Here is a 23691-nt window from a genome sequence, read left to right on the forward strand (position 1 = left end):
CGGTTGCAGGATATATGTGCGCGGGCTCTGTGCGCCCGCAGGGCGAGGATGTCAACGATGGCTTTGCCGGCGCGCGCGCCTGTCGGCGGCCTTGTCACACTGACGGGTGCTCGGACCCCTCACACCGTGGCCGGCACCCCTGTCAGGGCACAGGCCACGGTGTGAGGGGTCAGGCCAGTTCCGCCAGCCGGTCGAGCGCCTGCTGCAGCTTGCCCGCCTCCGACCGCCGCGCGGCGAGGTTGTCCTTCACCTCCTCGACCACTTCCTCGGGGGCGCTTTCCGCGAACTTTGGATTGTCGAGCCTCTTTGCAAGCCCGCCGATCTCCTTGTCGAGCTTGGCAAGGCTCTTCTCCAGCCGCGCCCGCTCCTCGCCGACGTCGATGATATCGGCGACCGGCAGGCCAAAGGTGGCGCCGGGCACGGGCACGGTGATGCAGCCCTTGGGCATCGCATCGAACCCCTGAAGGCTGGCAATCCGGGCGATGCGGGTGATCAACGCCTCGTTGCGCGCCCAGGCCTGCTGCGCCAGCGGGGCAAGCCCCGTGTGCACCATCGGCACCTGCAGGCCCGCCGGCACATGCACCTGCGCGCGGGCCGACCGCACGCCCTCGATCAACGCAATGACCCAGTTCATCTCGGCATCGGCCTCGGCATCGACCAGATCCGCGGCGGTATAGACGGGCCAGTCGCTGTGGACCAGCATCTTGCTGCCGCAGCCCAGCGTTTGCCACAGCTCTTCGGTGATGAAGGGCATGATCGGGTGCAGCATGGTAAAGCACTGCTCCAGCACCCAGCGCATGGTGGCGCGGGTCTCGGCCTGCTCGGCGGCATCCTCGCCCTGCAGAAGCGGTTTCGAGAATTCGACGTACCAGTCGCAGACCTTGCCCCAGACAAAGCCGTAAAGCGCCAGCGCCGCATCGTTGAAGCGATAGCTTTCGAAGGCTGCATCGACCTCCTCGCGCACCTTGGCGGTCTCGCCGATGATCCAGCGGTTGACCGGCGCCGAGGGGGTCGAGGCCGGGTCGATGGGCGCGACCGAGGCCTCGAAACAACCGTTCATCTCGGCAAAGCGCGCCGCGTTCCAGATCTTGGTGCCAAAGTTGCGATAGCCCGCGATGCGGTCCTCGGACAGCTTCAGCACGCCCCCCAGGGCCGCCATGGCCGTGTTGGTGAAGCGCAGCGCATCGGCGCCATACTTGTCGACAATGTCGAGCGGGTCGATGACATTGCCCGTCGTTTTCGACATCTTCTTGCCCTTCTCGTCGCGGACAAGCTGGTGCAGATAGACGGTGTGGAACGGCACCTCGCCCATGACGGCAAGCTGCATCATCATCATCCGGGCGATCCAGAAGAAGATGATGTCAAAGCCCGTGATCAGCACGTCGGTCGGGAAATACCGCGCCAGTTCCGGCGTCTGGTCCGGCCAGCCAAGGGTTCCGATCGGCCAGAGGCCCGAGCTGAACCAGGTGTCGAGCACGTCGGGATCGCGCCATATCGGATAGACCAGTTCGGTCGGATCCTGGCTGAGGTTGTATTCGGCAAGGCTCGACGCCAGCAGCTCGATTGCCGCCGCCTTGTCCGCGACCTCGACGATCCGCGCGGCATAAAGCGGCGCGGGCAGGGCACCCAGATCGGCGCGGAACTTCTCGCCAACCGCGTCGAGATCGGGGGCGCAGTGAAACGTCGGGTCGGCCTGATTGAATTCGCCTTCCTCGAGCAGGCGGAAGATCTCGACCTCGTCGAGCGCATTGTCGCCCTCGTCGTCGCGGAACCCCGTCGGCCAGATATCGAGCCCGTACCACACCGGGATCTGATGGCCCCACCACAGCTGGCGGCTGATGCACCAGGGCTCGATATTCTCCAGCCAGTGATAATAGGTCTTCTCGCCCGACTCGGGCAGGATCACGGTGTCGCCATTGCGCACCGCGGCCAGCGCAGGACCGACGACCTTCTCGGCATCGACATACCACTGGTCGGTCAGCATCGGCTCGATCACGACCTTCGAGCGGTCGCCAAAGGGCTGCATGATCGGCTTGTTCTCGACCAGCGGCACGAGGTCCGTGACCTCGATGCCGAGCTCCTCGTCCTTGCGGGTGATACTCTGCATCACCGCCAGCCCCTCGTCGGTGATCTGCTGCACGACGATCTTGCGCGCCTCGAACCGGTCGAGCCCGCGAAGCTCGTCGGGTACGAGGTTCAGCGTATCGACCTCGGCCCCGGTAAAGGCCGCACCCTCGGCGATCGCCTGCGCCCGGGTGGCGCAGTCGGCATAGGGGGCACCGTCGGCGCGCATGTGGCCGCTCGTGTCCATCAGCCGGTACATCGGAATACCGCCGCGCGAGGCGACGCCATAGTCGTTGAAATCGTGCGCGCCGGTGATCTTGACCGCGCCCGAGCCGAACGTCGGGTCGGGGTAGTCGTCGGTGATGATCGGGATCAGCCGCCGATGTTCCTTCGGTCCGACCGGAATTTCACACAGCTTTCCGACGATTGGCGCATAACGTTCATCCGACGGATGAACCGCGACTGCCCCGTCGCCCAGCATGGTTTCGGGCCGCGTCGTCGCGATCGAGATATAGTCGCGCTCCTCCTCGAACACGATGTTCCCATCCTCGTCCTTCTCGACATAGGTATAGGTCTCGCCGCCCGCCAGCGGATACTTGAAGTGCCACATATGGCCCGCGACCTCGATGTTCTCGACCTCGAGGTCGGAAATCGCGGTCTCGAAATGCGGGTCCCAGTTGACCAGCCGCTTGCCGCGATAGATCAGGCCCTTCTCGTACAGGTCGACGAAGACCTTGATCACCGCATCGTGGAAGTTCGGCGAATTCTCGTGCCCCTTGCGCGGGTCGCCCGGCGCGCCCGCCATCGTGAAGGCGTTGCGTTCCCAGTCGCAGGAACACCCGAGCCGCTTCAACTGGTTGATGATGGTGCCGCCGTACTGGCCCTTCCATTCCCAGACTTTCTCCAGGAACTTCTCGCGCCCCAGCTCGCGCCGGCCTTCGTTGCCCTGGGCTGCCAGCATCTTTTCGACCTGCAGCTGGGTCGCGATGCCGGCGTGGTCCTGACCCGGCTGCCACAGCGTGTCGAAGCCGCGCATCCGGTGCCAGCGCACCAGGATGTCCTGCAGCGTGTTGTTGAAGGCGTGGCCCACATGCAGCGCGCCGGTCACGTTGGGCGGCGGGATCATGATGCAGAAGGTCTCGGGGCGCGAGGCATTGGCCCCGGCCCGGAAGGCCCCGGCCTGTTCCCAGGCGGCATAGATCCGGGCCTCGGCCTCGGCGGCGTCGAATGTCTTTTCCATCGGCATGTGTCGGTCCTCGATCGGTCGCCTGATGCTCTAGCGAATGCAGGCGCCGAGGAAAAGCCGAGCCTGCCCGAAATTCGGCCCTTGCGCGCAGCCCCGTGACTTCTTCTGTTCGGAAAATATCCCCGCCGGAGGCTCCCGCCGCTTCCACCGGCGCCGGGGCCGGTTCGGTGCGCAACCCCGCGCTACTCGCCGTACCCCGTCATTTCCAGATATCCGACACCCGGATGGCTGCCCGTCACCCGCACCGGCCCCTCCCAATAGGCAAAGTCGAGGTCGTTCCAGGCCCGCGGGTTGAGCGCGCGGAGGTGGATCTCGAGGCCCTTCTCGGGCAGTGCGATGTCCCATTCGGTCGGGATTTCCGCGTGGCCGATCCTTGTGGTGGCGCCCGGGGTCATGGTGACCGCACCATCGGGCAGCGGGGTCGGCGTGCCATCGGCCGCGATCCAGGTGGCCGGCGTGAAGGGGGCGGCCTTCGCATCGCGCAGCCTGTAGGCCATCAGTTTCGCGCCGCTCTCGAAATGCAACGACACCCAGTCCCAGCCCTGCTGCGTCTCGCTCAACGGCTGCGAGGACCATTCGCGGTCGAGCCAGCCCTGCCCGGCAACCGGGACCGTCGTGTCCTCGAGCGTCAGCGTGCCGTCGATGCGGTAGAAGGGTTGCGAATAGTAATGGCTCGCCTGACCCTCGGGCGACTTGACCGAATAGCCATTCCTGCCCTGCGGCACGATCGGGCCGGTGGCGGTGAGCGCGAGGTCATAGGCGAAATCGGCGGTCGAGGCAGTCAGCCGGAGCCGGTCGAGGCCATCGCCATCGTCGTTGTCATCGTCGTTGTCATCGCCGGGGGCGGCCAGGCGCCACTGGTCGATCCAGGCCTCGAACGGCTCTGCCGTAACGCCAGCCTGGCCAATGCCGCCGCGGGCGAATTTCTGTGCCGCCTCGTGGCGCCCGGGAGTCGTGACGGCGGCGTGTCCCATCCAGATCTCGGGGCTGAGCCAGCCCTCGCGTTCCCCCCCCGGCGCAAGCGCCGAGCGAAACAGCGTCCACTGAACTCCGTAAGGCGCTCCGTCGGGTCCGGTCAGGTTGGCGGTCAGATACCACCATTCGAGCCGGAAGTCGTAATGCGGGCCGTGATCGGCGGGAAAGCCGAAACGACGGTCGGGATCGGGCAGGGCGAAACCCGCCGCAGTCTGGGCCATGCCGGCATAGCCCTGGGCCGGGACAGCACCCGGGCTGGCGAGCGTCGCTGCGGCGGCGAAGGCGGCGATCAGGTATTTTTGCCAAGAAGAAGGGGCGGGGTCAGCGCTCATCGGCGAACACCTTGAGGAAGGCCGCGGGGGCGGTGCGGGCGAGCCTTCGCGCCGGCAGGGCAGCCGCGGCGAGGGCGGCGAGCAGGGCCGCGGCCAGCAGCCAGATCCATTGCGCCGGAAACAGGTGCATCGGCAGCCGCCAGCCGAAGGCCGCGACGTTCACGACGGCAAGCAGGCACCAGGCGAGGATCAGGCCGAGCGGCAGCGCGAAGACGAAGGTGAGGGCAGCAAGCGCAAGGCTGCGCGCGGCCTCGAGCCGGGCAAGCCGGGACCGGGTCAGGCCGAGTGCCCAGAGCGGGGCAAGTTGCGGCAGCCGCATGGTCGAAAGCGTCAGAAGCGCTGTCAGCATCGCGAAGGCCGCAACCGCAAGCGTCAGCCCGTCGAGGGCTGCGGTGACCGCGAAGGTGCGTTCGAAGATCGCGAGCGACTGCGCCTTGAGCGACGCCTGGTCGATCAGGTGGTCGGGCGGCAGGCCGAAATCCTCGGCGAGGGCACGGGAAAGGGCTTGCGGGTCGTCGGTCAGGATGCCGATGCGCAGGCCGGGCAGGTCGGGGTGGCGCGCGGCCAGTGCCGTGGCCGAGACTGCGGCCTGACCGACCGGATTGCCATAATCGGCATAGATGCCTGCCACCGGCAGCCGCCAGTCCGGCCCGATCTCGATCATGTCGCCAAGGCCGAGGTGGCCGCGGTTGGCAAGCTGTTCGCTGATCAGCGCGGCCTTGCCGGCGTTCAGCGCCTCCCAGGCGCCGGGGCGGGCCGACAGCAGCGGCCAGGCATCGCGGGCGGCGGCATTGTCGGAGAGGCCCCGGACCTCGCCCATGGTTCCGTTCAGCGGCAGATCGAGCGACCGGATCGGCAGGAGCGCGGTCGCGCGCGGGGCAAGGAAGGCGCGCAGGCGGGCGGCTTCGGCCTCGTCCCTGGCGCTGACATAGAGGTCTGCGGCAAGGCGCTGGTCGATCCAGTGGGTGAAGCTCAGCCGGAACGACCCGACCATGGTCGAGACGCCGATATTGGTTGAAAGCGCCAGCAGCAGCGCCATCAGCGCCAGCGACAGCCCGGGAAGCTGCTGGCGGGTGTCGGCCCAGAACCATTGCGCCACGGGGCTGCGGGCGCGGGCGGCGGCCAGTGCGAGCAGACCTGCCAGCAGCAGGGGCAGGATCAGCGCTGCGCCCATCAGCAGCCCGCCGAGCAGGGCAAAGCCGGCGACGAGCCCGGAGAACACGCGCAACGCCACCAGCCCGAGAAATATCAGCACGACGCCCGCGACCGCCTGCCGGGCAAGTGCGCGGGCCGAGACCGTGGCCCAGGCGCGCGGCTGGGCGCTTGCCAGCAGCGGCATGCGGCGCACCCGGGTCAGCGCGCTTGCCGCCGCAGTGAGCGCCCCGATCAGCGTGACCGCCATCCCCGCCGCAGCCCAGGCCGGATCGAAGCGCAGGCTGCCCGGAACCTCGGCGCCGTAGAGCCCGCGCAGGGTGGCGGCGACATCGGGCAGCAGCGCCCCGGCCACCAGATAGCCAAGCGCCAGCCCTGCCGCGCCGGCGACAAGCGCAAGCAGCAGAACCTCGGCCAGCAACAGCGCCTGAAGGTCGCGCGCCGCCAGGCCAAGCGCGCGCAGGGTGCGAAAGCTCGCCCGCCGCTGCTCGAAGGCAAGGCCGATGGCGCCGTGGACGATGAAGAGGCCGACGCCGAAGGCAAGCAGGCCGAAGGCCGTGAGGTTGAGGTGGAAGGACTGTGTCAGGCGGGACAGGTCCGCCGTTTGCTGGCCCTCGCGCCGCACCAGATCGGGGGCGATCCGGTCGAGCGGCGGCAGGCCGCGCGACTGGCCGGGCAGGATGAGCAGCCGGTCGATCTGGCCCGGGGCATCGAGCAGGCGTTCGGCCACGCCGATGTCGGTGACGATCCGGCCCGGCGGGATGGCACGGTTGGCAAGGATCAGCGGCAGACCGGGCAGGCCCGCAATCGCTGCGGCGGTCGCGGGCGCCGCGAAACCGACGCCGGGCTGGCCGAACAGCTCGGCCGGGGTCACATCGGTGCCGGTGTCGAGCCCCTCGGGCAGGGCATCGCGGGGCACCGAAAGCAGATCGAAGCCTGTGACGTCGATGGGCGCTCCGGCAAGCGTCACCGTGCCTTCGAGCAGGGGCGTGACCGCCCATCCGGCGCGGCGCAGGGTGACGAAACGGGCAAGCGGCATCCGGCCCTCGGGGACGGCGAGCGAGGCGTAGCGATCCTGCCCCATGGCAGAGGCCGCGGCGTCATAGCTGCGCCGCGCCTCGGAATTGATCGCCTGCACCGCCGACCAGAGCGCTGTCGCAAGCGCCAGTCCGGCGATCAGGGTCAAAAGCTGGCCCGGCTGGCGGCGCCAGTGCGAGAGCAGGGCCGAAAGGGCTGCGCGCCTCATGCCAGTTGGCCGCGGGACAGGTGCAGCTGCCGCGACATCCGGGCTGCAAGCCGGTGCGAATGGGTGGCCATCAACAGGCCCGCGCCGGTTTCGGTGGCAAGCGCGATCATCAGGGCACAGACCCGGTCCGAGGTTTCCTCGTCCAGATTGCCGGTCGGTTCGTCGGCCAGCAGGATCCGTGGCCGCGCGGCCAGCGCCCGGCCGATTGCGACCCGCTGCTGTTGCCCGCCCGAAAGCTGTTCGGGATAGCGGTGGGTCAGCTCGGCCAGACCGAGGCGGTCCGACAGGCGCCCGGTCCAGTCCGGGTCCTCGCGCCCCGCAAGCCGGGCCTGAAAGGCCAGATTGGCGCCGACGGTCAGCGAGGGGATCAGGTTGAACTGTTGAAAGACAAGACCGATGGTGTTGCGCCGGATCGCGGCGCGGGCGGCGTCGCCTAGTGCCGTGATCTCGGTTCCGTCGAGCCGGATGGTGCCGCTGTCGGGCTGGTCGAGGGCCGCGAGCAGATGCAGCAGCGTGCTTTTCCCGCTGCCCGATTCGCCGGTCAGCGCCAGCGTCTCGCCCGGGGAAAGCGTCAGCGAAACCCCGCGCAGCACCGCCGTCTGGCTTTGTCCCGGCGCATAGGATTTTTGGATGTCGGTGGCGTCGATCAGCATGGGCTCAACATCGAGAACGGGATCCGATGCCGGGGCTGAGGGCGGGCATTCTCGCCTTGCGCATGCACGAGGCGCAAAAGCGCCGCCGGACCATCGCCCCGGTCGGGCAGGGAACCCCCCGCGGATGGCGGGCGCGGCCCGGCGTGGCCGCCGGGCGCAACGAGGGGCTGGGAAAGTCGAATATCCACATCGCAGATCTAACCCGGACTTGGGCAGGTTGCTACTGCGAAGGGACTTCGAGCGTGGTGCCGCCCGCTATCGCTGCCCCGAGAACTTCTCGGCCCAGCCTTCGCGTTCTTCGTCGGTGATCTTGGCAAACAGCGTCTCGGGCACGACAAACCCGTGGAGCGGGGGCAGGACCTGCAGCGCCCGGCCGATATCCTCGGGCCAGCCGGTCTCGTCGCTGCGCATCGCCTCAAGCAGCTTGGCCGCGGCATCGGGCAGGAACGGCGCCGAAATGACCGCATAGACCCGGATCAGGTTCAGGGCGAGCCGGGTGTCGGCGGCGGCCCGGTCGCGGTCGGTCTTGATCGTGCTCCAGGGCGCGGCGGTTTGCAGGAACTCGTTTCCGGCGACCCACATGGCGCGCAGCTCGGCCGCGGCCTTGCGGACCTCGATTGCTTCGAGGTGGCCGGTGTAGGCGGCCAGACGCGCGGTCAGATCGGCCACAAGCCGTGCGCCGCCCTCGGTCAGTTCGCCGCCCTCGGGTACCTCTTCGCCGAATTTCGTGCGGCAGAACTTGGTCACCCGGCTGACGAAGTTGCCCAGCACATCGGCCAGATCCTTGTTCACGCCGGTCTGGAATTTCTCCCAGGTGAATTCGCTGTCCGAGCTTTCGGGGGCGTTCGACAACAGCCACCAGCGCCAGTAATCGGCCGGCAGGATCTCGAGTGCCTGATCCTGAAAGATGCCGCGTCCCTGGCTGGTCGAAAACTGGCCGCCGTCATAGTTGAGGTAGTTGAACGACTTGATGTAGTCGACAAGCTTCCACGGATCGCGGCTGCCGAGCATCGTCGCGGGGAATGACAATGTGTGGAACGGCACGTTGTCCTTGCCCATGAACTGGACATAGCGCACGTTCTCGGCGCCCGCATCCGTGCGCCACCAGCGCCACCAGTCTTCTTCGTCCTTGCCCTGGGCCTCGGCCCATTCCGCGGCGCAGGCGATGTATTCGATCGGCGCATCGAACCAGACATAGAAGACCTTGCCCTCCATCCCCGGCCAGTCCTGATCGCCGCGTTTCACCGGGATGCCCCAGTTCAGATCGCGGGTAATGCCGCGGTCCTGCAGACCGTCGCCGTCGTGCAGCCATTTCTTGGCGATCGAGGTGGTCAGGATCGGCCAGTCGGCCTTGCTGTCGATCCAGGCGTCGAGTTCGTACTTCAGGCTTTGCTGCCGCAGGAACAGGTGGGTTGTCTCGCGGATCTCGAGGTCGGTCGAGCCCGAGATCGCCGAGCGCGGGTTGATCAGGTCGGTCGGGTCGAGCTGTTTGGTGCAGTTCTCGCACTGGTCGCCGCGGGCCTTGTCATAGCCGCAGTTTGGGCAGGTGCCCTCGATATAGCGGTCGGGCAGGAAGCGGCCGTCGGCGAGGGAATAGACCTGCCGTTCGCTCACCTCGTCGATATAGCCGTTGTCGGCCAGCCGGCCCGCGAAATACTGGGTCAGGCGGTGGTTCTGGGGCGAGGACGAACGCCCGAAGTGGTCGAACGACAGGCGGAAGCCCGCCGCCATCCGGGCCTGGACCCGGTGCATCTGGGCGCAATATTCGGCAACCGGCATCTCGGCCTTGGCGGCGGCCAGTTCGGCCGGTGTGCCGTGTTCGTCGGTGGCGCAGAGAAACAGGACCTCGTGCCCGCGGGCGCGGCAATAGCGGGCAAAAAGGTCGGCTGGGAGCTGGCTTCCCACCAGATTGCCCAGATGCTTGATCCCGTTGATGTAGGGAAGTGCCGAGGTGATCAGGATGCGGGACATTGGCAGCTCCGGTTGCAAGTTGCGCGTGGCTTAGCCGATGGCGCGCGCAAGGGCCAGAGGTGCGACGCGTTCCCCGGGGTCGCTGGCGGATTGCAGGTGGCGCAGGCATAGACGGCGCCGAAATGCGGCGCCGTTCGGATTGTCTTGTTGTATCCGTGGGATCCGGCCGCAGCGGCAGCCGATTTGCGGCTCTTTCGCAAAGGCGCCGCATCGCCCGCCAGCAGCGCCAGCAACATCCCGCCAGTGGCAGGAAGCGGCACCGGCGACAGGGTGCCATAGGCGGTTGCCGTCAGCCCGACCCGGCTGGTGGTATCGCCGGCAGTGAACCGGATTGTGGTCGGCCCCGCGTCGACTGAAACCGGCAACGACCCGAACGCCTGGGCAAGCGACGGGCTGTTCAAGATGCGTCTCAGGGCGTGAGGACCGGCCCCATCATGCCCTGCGGTGCGCGACGCGAAAACTGCGCCGCCGTGCAACGGCTCCGGCAGCGCAATCGCCGCCCTGCCGCACCGAATGCGGGGATCGGCCGATGCGATCAGGTTGCGAATCGGTCCGGGCGCGTCAGTCGCAGCCGCAGTCGCCGCCGCCCATCGCGGGCAAGTCGCTGAGAATGTTGATCACGCCCTGTGCGTTGAGGTCGATCGTGCCTTGAATGACAAAGCCCAGGTCGCCGCCACCAAAGTCGCGGAAGCCGCCGCTGTCGACACGGGCGTCGAGTTGTTTCAGCGGATCGGGCATGTCGAGGCACATCTGACGCCGGTTGAGCGCCTCGTTCAGGCCGCCGCGCACGCGTTCCGAAACGCGCTCGGTCAGATTGAGCAGGTTCATGATGGTGCCCGGGATGCCGCCGGGCTGGATTGAAAGGGTTTCGAGCTGTGCTGTCAGGCAGTTGTCGGCAATCTGGCCGTCAAGCAGGGCATTGATGTCCGCGGTGTTGGAAAACCGCCGCCAGCGCCGGTCGAAATCGCCCGCCCTGTTGCAGCCGTAGGTCACGACCTGCACCTTGCCGGTCAGGCGGATGTGATCGACCTCGGGGGTGGCGTCGTCGATCTGCAACGTGATGGTGCGTTCGCAGCTGTCCTCGACGACCGCGGACAGAAGGCCCGGAATGTTCAGCTGGATCGTCTTGAGGTTGCCTGCAACCTTGACCGCGATCTTGGTGCGGCTCGCGGCCTCCAGATAGACCTCGAGGTAGACCGGCAGGCGGTGGCCCCGGACCGTCAGGAATTCGGTGAATGTCAGCGGTGCGGCAAGCGAAGGCATCGCGAGGACCATCGCGATGCCGGCGGCACCAAGGAGCTTCATCGGCTGCATTTCGAACTCCGGCTCCGGGATCGTTTCTTCCCGTTTGGCCAAGTATGCCTGTCGATTGTCAATCCCCTGCAGGCTTTTGCTGCGGCAATTGCGGCGGCGCGCCGTTCCGCGGCTGCGGTTGCGGAAAACGGCCGTTTTGCGGGCGATCGGTCTCGGTTGTGCGACGGTCTATCACATTGTGATTTCTCGATATGTGCAGCACCAGTGCCGCGCCCGCGCTGCCGGCACCACCCGACGCGCGGCCTTGCCTCCCCGGGGTGCGGACCCATGTTTCCTGCCCCCTTTGATAAGGACCGGATTCCATGGACTGGAAAGACTTCATCGACGACATGAGCGGCAACTTGCGCGAGCTGAACAAGACCATTCCCGATACCACCAAGGGGTTCAGCGCGCTGACGCGCGGCGCGATGGATAACGGTGTGCTCGACCACAAGGTCAAGGAACTCATCGCCCTCGGGATCGCGATCGCCATGCGCTGCGAGCCCTGCATCGGCTTTCACATCAAATCCCTCGCCCGCACCGGCGCCACCCGCGAGGAGATGGCCGATGTGCTGGCGGTCGCGGTCCAGATGGGCGGCGGTCCGTCGCTGATGTATGCCGCCAAGTCGCTCGCCGCCTGGGACGAACTGGTCGGCGAGAAGGCCTGAGTTTCGGGCAGCCCACGGCCCGATACGGCGGAACAGCCGCGAAAATACCTTGCCAGAAACACCGATCCGCGGATCAATGGGTGCTGAGGCAGGCAAGGGCGGGAAAATCCGCTGATCGAACGGGAGTGTGGCGATGCGGTGGATGGCCCTGGCATGTGTCGTTGCGGCGCTTTCGGGCTGCGGCGGCGGTGATCGCCCTGCGGCCGGGCGTGGCGGCGGCGAAGTGGCGGTGACACGGGGCGCGGTGCGCTCGCCCGATTTCGGCGATGCCCGCCCGCACGACTGGAGCGGCCGCCACCCGGGCGCCTATGCGGTCCATGGCATCGATGTGTCGCGCTGGCAGCCCGAGGTCGACTGGCACCGGGCCAGCGCGTCGGGCGTGTCCTTCGCCTTCATCAAGGCGACCGAAGGGGCCGAGGACCTCGACCCGAGATTCGAGGCGCATTGGGCGGGGGCAGGGCGTGCCGGGGTCCGGCGCGGCGCCTATCACGTGTTCTACTTCTGCCGCTCGGGGGCCGACCAGGCGCGCTGGTTCATCCGCAACGTGCCGCGCGATCCGGGCGGCCTGCCGCCGGTGCTCGATATCGAATGGAACCCGTTTTCACCGACCTGCGCGATCCGTCCGCCGGCGGCAGATGTGCGGCGCGAGGCGCAGGACTTCATCAACCTGCTCACGCAGCACTATCACCGCACCCCGGTGCTCTACACCACGGTGGATTTCGAACGTGACACCGGCATCGGCAGCCTGCCCGGCGTGCGGCTGTGGCTGCGCTCGGTGGCCGGTCACCCGTCCGAGGTCTATCCGGGACGGGACTGGACGTTCTGGCAATATACCAGCACCGGGCTGGTGCCGGGCGTGCAGGGCAAGGTCGACATAAACGCCTTTGCGGGATCGGCCGAGGCCTGGCAGCGTTGGGGCGGCTAGGCCGGGCCAAGGCCGGAGTGGTCCGGCCGGCGATCCCCTGGGTCGGTGCCGCAACAGATGCAATCCTGCAGCATCGCTTGGTCATGCCGAATGACGCGGGCGCGGCCCTTCCGGTAACATTTGAAAAGCCGCTCGCTTTGCGCTAGGCGCGCCGCCATGGAAACCTGCAGAACCTCGGCTGCCCTGCGCAGCCACATCGCTGCGCTCCGGTCCCGTGGCCTGAGCGTCGGCTTCGTGCCCACCATGGGCTATCTCCATGCCGGGCACATGGAACTTGTCGAACGCGCCGCGCGCGAGACCGACCGCGTGGTGGTCTCGATCTTCGTCAACCCGACCCAGTTCGGCGATCCGCGGGATCTGGACCTCTATCCGCGCGACACCGACCATGACCTTGCCATGCTGCGCGCCGCAGGCGTCGCGGCCGTGTTCCTGCCCGAGGTGGCCGAGATCTATCCCGCCGGTGCCGAGACATTCGTCGAGACGACGCGGCTGGCCAACATGCTGCATGGTGCGGTCCGGCCCGGCCATTTCCGTGGCGTCGCGACCGTCGTCACCAAGCTTTTCAACATCGTCCAGCCCGACCTCGCCTGTTTCGGCGAGAAGGATTATCAGCAGCTTCAGGTGATCCGCACCATGGTGCGCGACCTGCATGTGCCGGTCCGCATCCTCGGCTGTCCGACGGTGCGCGAGCCTGACGGGCTTGCCATGTCCTCGCGCAATGTGCGCCTTTCGCCCGAAGACCGGCAGGCCGCCCTTGTGCTGAACCGGGCGCTGGGCCGTGCCGAGGCGCTGGTCGCCGGGGGCACCACGGTCGAGGCGCTTGCCGCCGCGGTGGCCGAGACCATCGCCGCCGAACCCCGTGCCACGCTGCGCGCCGTCGACGTGACCGAGGCCGAGACGCTCGCCCCGGTCTCGGGGCCCGTCACCGGGCGGCTTGCCCTGATGATCTCGGCCGAGTTCGGCGGCATCCTTCTGATCGACCAGCGCGAGGTTCAGCCATGAGCGTCCACAAGACGGTCCGCCGGATCACCGTGCCGCAGATCGCCGCCCGAAAGGGCGCCGTCCCGATTGTGGCGCTGACCGCCTATCACGCCCCGGCTGCCGCCCTCGTCGATGCCCATGCCGACGTGATCCTGGTGGGCGACAGCCTCGGGATGGTACTCTACGGGTTCGACAGCACGCTTGGTGTCACGCTCGAGATGATGATCGCCCATGGTGCCGCGGTGGTGCGCAGCTCGTCCCGGGCGCTGGTTGTGGTCGACATGCCCTTTGGCAGCTACGAGGAATCCCCCGAGCAGGCGTTTCGCAATGCCGCGCGGGTGATGCGCGAGACCGGCTGCGGTGCGGTGAAGCTCGAAGGCGGCACGCGGATGGCGCCGACGATCCGGTTTCTGACCGAACGCGGCATCCCGGTCATGGCGCACACCGGGCTGACGCCGCAATCGAGCGCCACCTTCGGCGGATTCAAGACTCAGGGACGCGACAGCGATAGCTGGCCCGCGCATGAGGCCGATGCGCAGGCGGTGGCAGAGGCTGGCGCCTTTTCGGTCGTGCTCGAAGGCATGGTCGAGCCGCTGGCCGCCCGCATTACCGGCCAGATCGCGATCCCGACCATCGGGATCGGCGCCAGCGCGCTCTGCGACGGCCAGATCCTGGTGCTGGAGGACATGCTGGGGATGACCCCGCGGGCGCCGCGGTTCGTCAGGCGCTATGACGACCTTGCGGCGCGGATCGACGATGCCGTCGGCACCTATGCCGAGGAGGTGCGGGCGCGGACGTTTCCGGGACCCGAAAACGTCTATTCCTGACCCTTGCGGGTTGAGAACATTTGCGGAACATTCTAGGCTGCGGCCATGATGAACGCAGCCGCCCTGTTGTCCCATGCCGGCCATGACCGGCGCCCCGCCCTGAGTGTGTCGGAGGGCATGACGCTGACGCTGGCGCGGGCGCACGAGCTGTGCGGCCCGGCGCGGCGGCTGCTGGCGCTGGCTGTGGCCGCGGCCAGCAGCGGGCCGGTTCTGTGGATCGCGCCGGCCTGGGCGCCCGAGCGATTGAACGGCGAGGGCGTGACCGAATGGATCGACCCGGGCCGGCTGTTGCTGTTGCGGGCCCCGCGGCCCGAGGACCTTTTGTGGTCGATGGAGGAGGCGTTGCGGTCGGGTCAGGTGCCGCTGGTGGTGGCCGAATTGCCAGAACCGCCGGGGCTGACCCCGGTGCGGCGGCTGCATCTGGCGGCCGAGGCCGGCGCCGCTGCAGCGCTGGAGGGGGCGGCCCGGCCGCTCGGCCTGTTGCTTGGCCCGGGCGATGGTGGCGCGCAGGGGGTCGAAAGTCGCTGGCATCTGGCGCCCCGGCATGACGGGACCGTGACAGGGGCAGGGTCCGGAGAGTTCCGCTGGTGGCTGGAGCGCCGTCGCGCCCGCACCGCCCCGCCGGCCGGCTGGATGCTGGGCCAGCAACGCCAGCGCCGCACGGGCCGGCTGCGGCTGATGCCGCTTGCGCCGGGGGTGACGGGCGAGGCGGCGGCGCGGGCCGGTTGAGCGCGGGGTCTGACAGCGCCGGCAAGTGACACAGGGACGGTGCGCAACGCCGCGCCCGCGTACGGGCGTGACCGTTCCGGCGGTGGCAGACCCTCAGTGTCGCGCCGGCCGACTGATCCCGTGGGCGTCGAGTTTCAGATACAGCGTCGAGCGCGCGATGCCGAGCTTGCGCGCGGCGGTCGTCAGGTTGCCCTCCGCCTCGGCAATCGCATCGAGGATGCGCGCGCGTTCGCTGTCGCGCAGCGTCGCCTCGGGCCGGTCGGGGCGGCGGGCGGTGATCTCGCGCGGCAGGTCGCCCAGATCGATCAGCCGGCTCAGCGACAGCGCCGAAAGCTGTTCGATCAGGTTTCGCAACTGACGCACATTGCCCGGCCAGTCGAAGTCCTGCAGACGGCGCATGACGGCGGGGGTAAAGCGCAGCGCCGGGCGATCGGTGGCCAGGACGGCGCGGTCGGCAAAGTGCCGGACCAGCCGCGCCACGTCGGCCGGCCTGTCGCGCAACGCCGGCACCTCGAGGCGCGCGCCGCAAAGCTGGAAGAACAGGTCGCTGCGGATCTCGCCACGGCTGCGCGCGGCGGCCAGATCCGAGGCGGCAAGCGAAATCACCCGGCCGCCGCTGCCGCCCGGCTGTGCCGCGCCTTCGGCCTCGAGAAACTGGAACAGCAGCGGTTGCGCCTGCGCCGGGGTCGCGGCCGGTTCGTCGAGGCACAGCGTCCCGCCCGCGCGCAGCAGCGCCGCAAGCCGGCCCTCGCCGGCCAGATCCCGGCGCATCGCGTCGGCCGTCAACTCGCCGCAATAGACCAGCTCGAACGGCCGCTCCGGCCGGTCGGCCAGATGGATCGCCCGCGCCATCAGCTCCTTGCCGGCGCCGGTCTCGCCCTCGATCAGCAAAGGCAGGCGGCTGGCCGTCAGCCGCTCCGCCGCTTCGCAGAGCCTGCGCATCCCGGGCCCGCCGGCGGCGATCCAGTCAAGCCCCAGCGCCGGATCGTTGCGCGCCCGCCGCCGCCGGTCGGGCGCGGGCAGGGTGATCATCAGCCCCAGCGCCGTGCCGCCCTCCTCGATCAGTTCGACCCCGGCACCGGGCAGGCTGCGCGCCAGGTCCTGCACAACCTGGTCGGGCCGCTCGCTGTACAGGCTGCCGGCACGCTTGCGCAGTTCGACCACTTCGCCCAGAGGTGCGATCAGCCGGGCGAAGTTGCCGGTCGCGAACACCTCGCCGCCAAAGCGGTCGAGCAACAGCACGCCGTCTTCTCCCAGTTGCCGGCGCAGCGCCAGCAGCCGTTCCAGCAGCCGTCGCTGGTCCTGTTCGTGGCTTTGACGCAGCGCGCCGGTGATCTGCGCCGTCAGCGCCGCCGACAGCAGCGCCGAATGCCGCTGGTCACCACCCGCGGGTCCCGAGATGTCGACCACGCCCAGCAGCGCGCCGTTCGCGGGGTGCAGGATCGGCGTCGCCGCACAGCTCCAGCGCTGGATCTCCTCGCAGAAATGTTCGACCCCGGCGATCTGCACGGGGCGCCGGGTGTGAAGCGCGGTGCCGATGGCGTTGGTGCCGATTGCGTCCTCGTCCCATCGGCCGCCGAGATGCAGGTGGTTTTCGTTGGCACGTTCAAGGATCGCCCGGTCGCCCGTCGCCTCCATCACGATGCCGCAGGGATCGCAGAGCAGAAAGATCGAGCCGGCCTCGCGCAGCAACTCGGACGTGTTCTGCAGCACAGGGCGGGCCGAGCTGCGCAGCACCCGGTTCTGCTCGCGCAGGGACTCGAGTTCCCTAGACGTGACCCGGGGGGCACGTTTCAACGACGGAATCTCCCGCCGCGACTCTGCGCGTCTCCAGGACTGGAGAACGATCTCCCTTATGCTTGGCGGTACTTTTCCAAGCGCACGGAATCGCTCCCAGTCCTCCTTCTGGATGCTCTCCGCCATCATTCCTCCCCTTGCCCATCAATGCAGCACAGAACGTGGCGCCGGGCAAGCGGCCTGACGGAGGGGCAAAGGACACCGGCGGCAAGCCGCAGGCGTGCGGATCACAGCTCGGCTGTCTCCAGATAGGTCCAGAGCCGGGCGCTGCGGATCTCGATCCGCCCATATTGCCGAACCAGGCAGCCCGCTGCCTCGAGCTGGCCGAGCGCCCGGCCGACGCTGTTGCGCGAAACACAGGCGAGTGTGGCCAACTCGTCCTGGGTCAGATGCAGCGCGACCCAGATCTCCCGCGGGTCGCGGCCGATCATTCGCGCCAGCGTTCCCGCCAGCCGCAGGGTCGGATCGGCGGTTGACAGGCAGGCCGCATGGAACAGCGCATCGTCGAGGTGCCGCAGTATCAGCGAGGCGAGGTCAGCCCGCAGTTGCGGTTTCTCGGACACGATCCGTTCCAGATGCTGCGCGCTCACCTGCAGGACCGAGGCGTCGCTGCGAACCGTCAGTTCGGCAACTCGCCTTGTGCCCGCGGGGGTCATCGTTTCGCCAATCCACCAGCCCGGACGCAGGACCTGCACCAGACGGGCAGGGAAGGGACCCGGGGCCACCACCACGTCGATCATCCCGGCCGCAATGCCATAGATCCCGTCCGGTAGTGCGTCGTTTCCATAGAGCGACTCACCGGCGCGCACCCGGATCAGCCGAGCGTCGCGCAGCAACCGGTCCTGAAACGCCAGCGGCTGAAGCGACAGCCAGCCGACGCGCCGAACAACCTCGTGGGCCTCGGGCGGGGTCATACGGAATTCCTTAAAAGCACCTGCATGGGCAATCTAGCGACGAAGCCAAGTACAAACAACTGTATACACCGGCTCTGGCGCCCGGCATTCCGTCACAGGGGCGCAAAGACCCGCCAGCGCTGGCCGACCGCGGCCGGTGGAGCGGCCAGCGCCGGGACCGAAGCGCGTCGTCGGGTGTTGCGGCCATGCCCGCCGCCGCCGCTGTCCGCTTCGGTGGCATTGCGGGACCGGGCGCTGCCTGTGCCTAATGGCCGGGATCATCGCAAAGAGGCAGCAGGATGAACGACAGCGGTCCCGGGCTTGGCACCTTCTCGACACTCTCGATCGGCATCGGTGGCATGGTGGGCGGCGGCATCTTTGCCGTGACCGGCCTGACCATAGAGATGACGAAGGGAGCCGCGCCGCTGGCGTTCCTGGTTGCCGGGATCGTGGCGCTGCTGACAAGCTATTCCTACCTCAAGCTGACGCTCGCCTTCCCGGGCGAGGGCGGCACGGTCGATTTCCTCAACCGCGCCTTTGGCGGCGGCATCCTGACCGGGGCGGCCAATATCCTGCTGCTGCTCAGCTATGTCGTGCTGCTGGCGATCTATGCCTATGCCTTCGGCAGCTATGGCGCCGACCTGTTCCCCGAGGCGCATCAGGGCGTCTGGCTGCATGGGCTGACCAGTGGCGTGATCCTCGGCCTGCTGGCGCTGAACGTGCTGGCCGCGCGCGCCGTGATCCGGTCCGAGAATGCCTTCAACGCGATCAAGATGCTGCTGCTCGGCGGCTTCATTGTCGCCGGGCTCGTGATGCCGGGCGACTGGTCGCGGCTTGGGCCGGTCGATGCGGTGTCGCCGGTGGCGCTGATCTCGGGCGCCATGCTGATCTTTCTGAATTACGAGGGGTTCGAACTGATTGCCAACAGCGCGGCCGAGGTGAAAAACCCGCGCCGGTCGCTGCCCATCGCCTATATCGGTGGGGTGTTGATCGTGATCGTGCTTTACATGCTGATCACCGCGGTCGTTCTGGGGCACATGACGCTGGAACAGGTCGGGCAGAACAGCGACACCACCTTGTCGGCGGCAGGCCGGGCGATCCTTGGCCCGCCGGGATACCTGGCAATCGTGCTCGCGGCGCTGCTTGCCACCAGTTCGGCGATCAACGCCACCTTCTACAGCACCGGCCGGCTTGCCTATGTGGTGGCCAAGACCGGCGAACTGCCGCGCGAGCTTGAACGGTCGATCCGCGGCGAGCACAGCGAGGGCACGTTCCTCTGTGCGTTGCTGGCGCTGGTTCTGGCCAATTTCGTGCCGCTCGAGGCGATTGCGACCATGGGCAGCGCGGGGTTCCTGATCCTGTTCGCGCTGGTGAACCTCGCCAATGTCCGGCTGGCCCGCCAGACCGGCAGCCGGGCCTGGATTTCGGCGCTGGCGGCACTTGCCACAATCGGGGCGCTGGTCGTGCTGTGCGTCAGCGTCGACGAGAACCCGGCCAGCCGCAATCACCTGTGGATCCTTGGCGGCATGATCGCGGCCTCGCTGGCGATCGAGGCCGTCTATCGCGGCATCACGGGGCGGAAGATCCGGCTGCACCGCCATCGGCGGGATGCGATCTGAGCGAAGCGGCGGGGCGCACCGCACGCTCAGCCCGGCAGGATCAGATCCTGCCGGCCCGAAACGATGACCCGCGACATCGCCTCGGACGCGCGGGTGGGGGCGCGGGCGGCAATTGCAGCCACGATCTCGCGATGTTCGGCCGCCACGCGGGCCAGGTCCTCGGGACCTTTCGGCGCCCCGCCGCGGGTCTCGGTTTCCAGCAGCGCAATCAGCGCCACCTGCACCAGATCGCCCAGCGACTGCAGGAACCGGTTGCCCGACAGATGCAGAATCGCCTTGTGGAATTCGAGATCGGCCATGGCAAAGGCCATCCGGCTGTTCGCCCCCGCAAGGGCATCGCAGTGGCGGGTCAGGATCTCCTGCGCGGCAGGGCCCGCGTGGCGTGCCACCCGCGCTGCCGCCGGGGGTTCGAATATCAGCCGCACTTCGAACAATTCGTCGAGGAACCGGCGCGGATTGCGCAGGCGCGAATGCCAGCGCAGCACGTCGGGGTCGAACATGTTCCAGTCCGTCGAGGCGCGCACCCTTGTGCCGACCTTGGCCTTCGATTCGAGCAGCCCCTTGCCGATCAGAGTCTTCTTCGCCTCGCGGACCACGGTACGCGACACCCCGAACATCTCTTCAAGATCGGGGTCGAGCGGAATCATCGTCTGTTCGGGGTATTCACCGGCGACAATCGCGATCCCGATCTGTTCGACCACATTGGCTGTGTGGGTGAACGCCCGGTCCGCGGTGGCCCCGGGCGCTGCGAGGCTCATGATCGCGTGGCGAATTCGGCCGCGGGTTTTCTGCGCATCGTCGTTGCCCAACTCAAGCCCTTTTGCAGCATGATGAAGGCAAACAACAGGCCTCCGATCACGATCTTGGTCCACCAGCTCGACAGCGATCCGTCAAACACGATGTAGGTCTGTATCAGTCCCATGATCAGGATGCCAAAGAAAGTGCCCGCGACGAACCCGCTGCCACCGCTCAGAAGCGTGCCGCCGATCACCACCGCGGCAATCGCATCGAGCTCGACCCCCACGGTGGCCAGCGAATAGCCTGCCGAGGTGTAAAGCGAATAGACGATGCCGGCGAGCCCGGCGAGCCCGCCCGAGACCGCGTAGATGCCGATGGTGGTCTTGGCGATCGGCACGCCCATCAGCTTGGCCGTGACCGGGCTGCCGCCGATGGCATAGACGTTCTGGCCGAACTTGGTGCGATGCAGCACGATCATCGCCACCACATAGGTCAGGATCATCAGCCCGCCGATCATCCGGAACCGGCCGCCGCCCGGCGCCTTCCAGTAGATCCCCTGCAGCGTGTTGTAGAAGTCGTGGGTGACCGGCACCGAATCCGTCGACATCACATAGGCAAGGCCGCGCATCAGGAACATGCCGGCCAGCGTGACGATGAAGGGCGGCATCTCGAGATAGTGGATGATTGCACCCATCGCGGCACCGAAGCTGATGGTGATTGCCAGCACCATCGCGAAGGCGACCAGCGGATGGACCGGGAAATCGCGCATCACGACCGCCAGGAACACCCCGGTGAAGGCGATGACCGAGCCGACCGACAGATCGATGCCGCCCGAGATGATGACAAAGGTCATGCCGGCCGCGGCGATACCCAGAAAGGCGTTGTCGGTCAGCAGGTTGGCGACCACCCGTGTGGACAGCATCGCGGGATACTGCGAGACGCAGATCGCGAAGGCCAGGATGAAGGTCGCGATGGTGATATAGAGGGGCAGGCGGGGCGAACGGATCATGGCCGGCTCTCCTTTGCCACGGGGTCTGTGTCGTGCAGCGTCGTCTCGCGCGGGGCGGGTCCGGCAGATGCACGCAGCAGATACAGCGTGTGCTTGATGCGGGGGCTCTGGATCACGAGGATCACGATGATGATCAGCGCCTTGATGACCAGGTTGAACTCGGGCGGCATCCCCGACAGCAGGATGACCGAATTGACCGACTGGATGATCAGCGCCCCGATCAGCGAGGCGACGATGGAAAACCGTCCGCCAAGCAACGAGTTGCCGCCGATCACCACCGCGAGGATCGCGTCAAGCTCCATCCACAACCCGGCGTTGTTGGCGTCCGCGCCCTTGATGTCGGCGGCCACGATCACGCCGGCAATCGCCGCCCCGAGGCCCGAGATCAGATAGACCGCGATCAGCAGCGCGCGCGAGTTGATGCCGGCAAGCCGCGAGGCGGTCTCGTTGATGCCAATCGATTCGATCAGCATTCCCAGCGCCGTGCCGCGCACGATTGCAGTGACGATGATCCCCGCCGCGATCCAGATCAGGATCGGTGTCGGAATGCCCGCGACGGTACCGGCGCCAAGGTGGATCAGCCCGGGGTTGAGGAAGGTCATGATCTTGCCTTCGGTGATCAACTGGGCGATCCCGCGCCCGGCGACCATCAGAACCAGCGTCGCGACGATGGGCTGGACCCGCAGGATGGCCACCAGAATGCCGTTCCAGGCACCGCAGAGCAGCCCGGCCGCAATCGCGGCCAGAAGGGCGGTCAGCCAGCCGCCGCCGCCGGTAACGACGGCCGCCGCAACCGCGCCCGCAATCGCCATCACCGCGCCGACCGACAGGTCGATCCCCTTGGTGGCGATGACCAGCGTCATGCCGATCGACAGCAACGCGACCGGCGCCCCACGGTTCAGCACGTCGATCAGGTTGCCGAACAGTCGGCCGTTCTGGAATTCGATATGGAAGAACCCGGGGAACACCGCGAAGTTCATCAACAGCACCACAGCGAGGATCACCAGCTGTGGCGCCACACGTTTCAGGGTTGCCGAAATCATGCCAACGCCTCCTGCTGCGTGATCGCCCGGACGATGGCGCCAGTGTTGATCGCGTCGCCTTCGAGCTCGCGCACATGGTGGCGGTCGCGCAGGACGATGATCCGGTTCGAATAGGTCACAAGCTCGGCCATTTCCGAGGACGCAACCACCAGCGCCATGCCGTGGGCGCGCAGATGCTCGATCAGTTCGATGATCTCGGCATGCGCGCCGACGTCGATGCCGCGGGTCGGCTCGTCGAGGATCAGAAGCTCCGGTTCGGTCGCAAGCGCACGGGCCAGCAGCGCCTTTTGCTGGTTGCCGCCGGACAGAAGCCGGATCGGCATGTCGGGACTGGCAAGCCGGATATCGAGCGCCTTGACATAGTGATCGACGATCTCGTTGATCTTCGTGCGGGTCAGCGGCCGGTGCCAGCCCTGTCGGGCCTGCAGCGACAGGATGATGTTCTCGCGCACCGACAGGTCGCCGACGATGCCGTCGGTCTTGCGATCTTCGGGACACATGCCAAAGCGCATGGCGATGCTCTCCCGCGGGTTCGCCATCTTGACCGGCTTGCCGCGCAGTTCGGCGTTGCCCTGATCGGCCGCCGTGACCCCGAAGATGACCTTGACCGTCTCGGTGCGGCCAGAGCCAAGCAGGCCCGCGAGCCCGACGACCTCGCCCTCGTGCAGGTCCAGATCGAAGGGCTCGATCATGCCGCGCTTGCCGAAATTCTTCAGTTTCAGAAGGGATTTGCCCGGGGCAGACCGGTCGCGTCGGCGCAGGTGGGTCTCGAGATGGCGGCCAAGCATCATCTCGACGATGTCGGACTGGGTGACATCGTCCATCTGCCGTGTGCCGACCAGCCGGCCATTTCGCAGCACGGTGACCCGGTCCGCGATCTCGAAGACCTGATCGAGGAAATGGGTGATGAAGACGACGGCGATGCCGCGCGCGGTCAACTGGCGGACAACCGAAAACAGCAGGTCGATCTCGTCGCGGTCAAGGCTTGCCGTCGGTTCGTCGAGGATCAGCACCTTGCCCGATTGTTCGACGGCGCGTGCGATGGCGACGACCTGCTGGATTGCGATGGGATAGGCCGACAGCAACAGACTGGGGTCGATCTCCAGCCCGAAGCCCGACAGGATCTCGCCGGCGCGCCGGACCATGGTCTTGCGGTCGAGCAGCCCGTGCCGGGTCGGTTGCCAGCCGAGGAACAGATTGTCGGCGACGGTCAGGTTGGGCAGGAGGTTCACCTCCTGATAGACCGTGCCGATGCCAAGCGACTGGCTGTCGAGCGGTCCGCGCGGGTCGATCTCTTGCCCGTCCAGACGGATCATGCCGGCATCGCGGCGATAGGCGCCGGTAAGGCATTTGATCAGCGTCGACTTGCCGGCGCCGTTCTCGCCCAGAAGGGCATGCACCTCGCCGCTGTACAGCGTCAGCTCCACGTCATCGAGTGCAATCGAGCCCGGGAAAAACTTGCTGATGCCCGCGGCATGCAGCACGGGCGCGCTCGTGGTGTTCATCATCTTGTGCTCCGAGCGTCACAAC

The 23691-nt window shown here is 67.4% G+C and carries 18 protein-coding genes; 6 read left to right on the forward strand and 12 right to left on the reverse strand.

Going from position 1 to position 23691, the window contains the following annotated elements:
• Window positions 1-169: 169 nt before the first annotated feature.
• The 6 genes from DQG17_RS03215 to DQG17_RS03240 form a co-directional block, all read right to left on the reverse strand.
• Entirely contained in the window at window positions 170-3310 is a 3141-nt protein-coding gene (locus DQG17_RS03215; RefSeq protein WP_116131330.1) for a valine--tRNA ligase, read from the reverse strand.
• A gap of 182 nt (window positions 3311-3492) precedes the next feature.
• Entirely contained in the window at window positions 3493-4617 is a 1125-nt protein-coding gene (locus DQG17_RS03220; protein ID WP_116131331.1) for a lipocalin-like domain-containing protein, read from the reverse strand.
• Entirely contained in the window at window positions 4607-7015 is a 2409-nt protein-coding gene (locus tag DQG17_RS03225; protein ID WP_116131332.1) for an FtsX-like permease family protein, read from the reverse strand. Before DQG17_RS03225 ends, DQG17_RS03220 begins: the two co-directional genes overlap by 11 nt.
• On the reverse strand, window positions 7012-7668 hold the full coding sequence (locus DQG17_RS03230; RefSeq protein ID WP_116131333.1) for an ABC transporter ATP-binding protein: 657 nt from the start codon (window positions 7666-7668) through the stop codon (window positions 7012-7014). The genes DQG17_RS03225 and DQG17_RS03230 overlap by 4 nt, the downstream gene beginning before the upstream one ends.
• A gap of 255 nt (window positions 7669-7923) precedes the next feature.
• The gene (gene metG / locus DQG17_RS03235) at window positions 7924-9639 is read right to left on the reverse strand and encodes a methionine--tRNA ligase (RefSeq protein ID WP_116131334.1); all 1716 of its coding nucleotides are present in this window, start codon (window positions 9637-9639) and stop codon (window positions 7924-7926) included.
• A gap of 561 nt (window positions 9640-10200) precedes the next feature.
• Entirely contained in the window at window positions 10201-10953 is a 753-nt protein-coding gene (locus DQG17_RS03240) for a hypothetical protein (protein ID WP_116131335.1), read from the reverse strand.
• A 302-nt stretch (window positions 10954-11255) separates the two neighbouring features.
• Here DQG17_RS03240 and DQG17_RS03245 point away from each other — a divergent pair, with 302 nt between their 5' ends.
• From DQG17_RS03245 to DQG17_RS03265, 5 genes are all read left to right on the forward strand, one after another.
• Window positions 11256-11600, forward strand: coding sequence for a carboxymuconolactone decarboxylase family protein (locus DQG17_RS03245; RefSeq protein ID WP_116131336.1), 345 nt, complete (start codon window positions 11256-11258; stop codon window positions 11598-11600).
• 133 nt (window positions 11601-11733) lie between these two features.
• Window positions 11734-12525, forward strand: coding sequence for a GH25 family lysozyme (locus tag DQG17_RS03250; protein ID WP_116131337.1), 792 nt, complete (start codon window positions 11734-11736; stop codon window positions 12523-12525).
• Window positions 12526-12681: 156 nt separating this feature from the next.
• Window positions 12682-13527 (forward strand): pantoate--beta-alanine ligase, encoded by an 846-nt coding sequence (gene panC, locus DQG17_RS03255; RefSeq protein ID WP_116131338.1) that lies wholly within the window; start codon window positions 12682-12684, stop codon window positions 13525-13527.
• Window positions 13524-14333: a 3-methyl-2-oxobutanoate hydroxymethyltransferase gene (panB, locus tag DQG17_RS03260; RefSeq protein ID WP_116131339.1), complete on the forward strand. Its 810-nt coding sequence runs from the start codon at window positions 13524-13526 to the stop codon at window positions 14331-14333. Before panC ends, panB begins: the two co-directional genes overlap by 4 nt.
• A gap of 48 nt (window positions 14334-14381) precedes the next feature.
• Entirely contained in the window at window positions 14382-15062 is a 681-nt protein-coding gene (locus tag DQG17_RS03265; protein ID WP_369908011.1) for a hypothetical protein, read from the forward strand.
• 93 nt (window positions 15063-15155) lie between these two features.
• Here the strand turns inward: DQG17_RS03265 and DQG17_RS03270 are convergent, their stop codons facing one another.
• Both DQG17_RS03270 and DQG17_RS03275 read right to left on the reverse strand, forming a co-directional pair.
• Window positions 15156-16859 (reverse strand): sigma-54-dependent Fis family transcriptional regulator, encoded by a 1704-nt coding sequence (locus DQG17_RS03270; protein ID WP_232829309.1) that lies wholly within the window; start codon window positions 16857-16859, stop codon window positions 15156-15158.
• 227 nt (window positions 16860-17086) lie between these two features.
• A complete protein-coding gene (locus DQG17_RS03275) occupies window positions 17087-17773 on the reverse strand; it encodes a Crp/Fnr family transcriptional regulator (protein WP_116131341.1) in 687 nt (228 codons plus the stop codon).
• Window positions 17774-18051: 278 nt separating this feature from the next.
• Here DQG17_RS03275 and DQG17_RS03280 point away from each other — a divergent pair, with 278 nt between their 5' ends.
• The gene (locus tag DQG17_RS03280; RefSeq protein WP_116131342.1) at window positions 18052-19371 is read left to right on the forward strand and encodes an APC family permease; all 1320 of its coding nucleotides are present in this window, start codon (window positions 18052-18054) and stop codon (window positions 19369-19371) included.
• 26 nt (window positions 19372-19397) lie between these two features.
• On the opposite strand, the gene DQG17_RS03285 is transcribed toward DQG17_RS03280, so the two are convergent.
• From DQG17_RS03285 to DQG17_RS03300, 4 genes are read right to left on the reverse strand one after another with little or no spacing between them, the layout of a single operon-like run.
• On the reverse strand, window positions 19398-20129 hold the full coding sequence (locus DQG17_RS03285) for a FadR/GntR family transcriptional regulator (RefSeq protein ID WP_116131343.1): 732 nt from the start codon (window positions 20127-20129) through the stop codon (window positions 19398-19400).
• Entirely contained in the window at window positions 20126-21118 is a 993-nt protein-coding gene (yjfF, locus tag DQG17_RS03290; protein WP_116131344.1) for a galactofuranose ABC transporter, permease protein YjfF, read from the reverse strand. The genes DQG17_RS03285 and yjfF overlap by 4 nt, the downstream gene beginning before the upstream one ends.
• The gene (locus DQG17_RS03295; RefSeq protein WP_116131345.1) at window positions 21115-22161 is read right to left on the reverse strand and encodes an ABC transporter permease; all 1047 of its coding nucleotides are present in this window, start codon (window positions 22159-22161) and stop codon (window positions 21115-21117) included. The genes yjfF and DQG17_RS03295 overlap by 4 nt, the downstream gene beginning before the upstream one ends.
• A complete protein-coding gene (locus DQG17_RS03300; RefSeq protein ID WP_232829310.1) occupies window positions 22158-23669 on the reverse strand; it encodes a sugar ABC transporter ATP-binding protein in 1512 nt (503 codons plus the stop codon). Before DQG17_RS03300 ends, DQG17_RS03295 begins: the two co-directional genes overlap by 4 nt.
• Between the last annotated feature and the right edge of the window lie 22 nt (window positions 23670-23691).

Source organism: Tropicimonas sp. IMCC34043 (assembly GCF_003390845.1).
Classification (GTDB): domain Bacteria; phylum Pseudomonadota; class Alphaproteobacteria; order Rhodobacterales; family Rhodobacteraceae; genus Tropicimonas.

Excerpts from the sequence above, each read along its gene's own strand:
- DQG17_RS03295 (WP_116131345.1), bottom strand. The coding sequence starts at position 22,161 with ATGATTTCGGCAACCCTGAAACGTGTGGCGCCACAGCTGGTGATCCTC.
- yjfF (WP_116131344.1), bottom strand. The coding sequence starts at position 21,118 with ATGATCCGTTCGCCCCGCCTGCCCCTCTATATCACCATCGCGACCTTC.
- panB (WP_116131339.1), top strand. The coding sequence starts at position 13,524 with ATGAGCGTCCACAAGACGGTCCGCCGGATCACCGTGCCGCAGATCGCC.
- DQG17_RS03300 (WP_232829310.1), bottom strand. The coding sequence starts at position 23,669 with ATGATGAACACCACGAGCGCGCCCGTGCTGCATGCCGCGGGCATCAGC.
- metG (WP_116131334.1), bottom strand. The coding sequence starts at position 9,639 with ATGTCCCGCATCCTGATCACCTCGGCACTTCCCTACATCAACGGGATC.
- DQG17_RS03265 (WP_369908011.1), top strand. The coding sequence starts at position 14,382 with ATGAACGCAGCCGCCCTGTTGTCCCATGCCGGCCATGACCGGCGCCCC.
- DQG17_RS03230 (WP_116131333.1), bottom strand. The coding sequence starts at position 7,668 with ATGCTGATCGACGCCACCGACATCCAAAAATCCTATGCGCCGGGACAA.
- DQG17_RS03250 (WP_116131337.1), top strand. The coding sequence starts at position 11,734 with ATGCGGTGGATGGCCCTGGCATGTGTCGTTGCGGCGCTTTCGGGCTGC.
- DQG17_RS03285 (WP_116131343.1), bottom strand. The coding sequence starts at position 20,129 with ATGAGCCTCGCAGCGCCCGGGGCCACCGCGGACCGGGCGTTCACCCAC.
- DQG17_RS03220 (WP_116131331.1), bottom strand. The coding sequence starts at position 4,617 with ATGAGCGCTGACCCCGCCCCTTCTTCTTGGCAAAAATACCTGATCGCC.
- DQG17_RS03225 (WP_116131332.1), bottom strand. The coding sequence starts at position 7,015 with ATGAGGCGCGCAGCCCTTTCGGCCCTGCTCTCGCACTGGCGCCGCCAG.
- panC (WP_116131338.1), top strand. The coding sequence starts at position 12,682 with ATGGAAACCTGCAGAACCTCGGCTGCCCTGCGCAGCCACATCGCTGCG.
- DQG17_RS03280 (WP_116131342.1), top strand. The coding sequence starts at position 18,052 with ATGAACGACAGCGGTCCCGGGCTTGGCACCTTCTCGACACTCTCGATC.
- DQG17_RS03245 (WP_116131336.1), top strand. The coding sequence starts at position 11,256 with ATGGACTGGAAAGACTTCATCGACGACATGAGCGGCAACTTGCGCGAG.
- DQG17_RS03275 (WP_116131341.1), bottom strand. The coding sequence starts at position 17,773 with ATGACCCCGCCCGAGGCCCACGAGGTTGTTCGGCGCGTCGGCTGGCTG.
- DQG17_RS03240 (WP_116131335.1), bottom strand. The coding sequence starts at position 10,953 with ATGCAGCCGATGAAGCTCCTTGGTGCCGCCGGCATCGCGATGGTCCTC.
- DQG17_RS03215 (WP_116131330.1), bottom strand. The coding sequence starts at position 3,310 with ATGCCGATGGAAAAGACATTCGACGCCGCCGAGGCCGAGGCCCGGATC.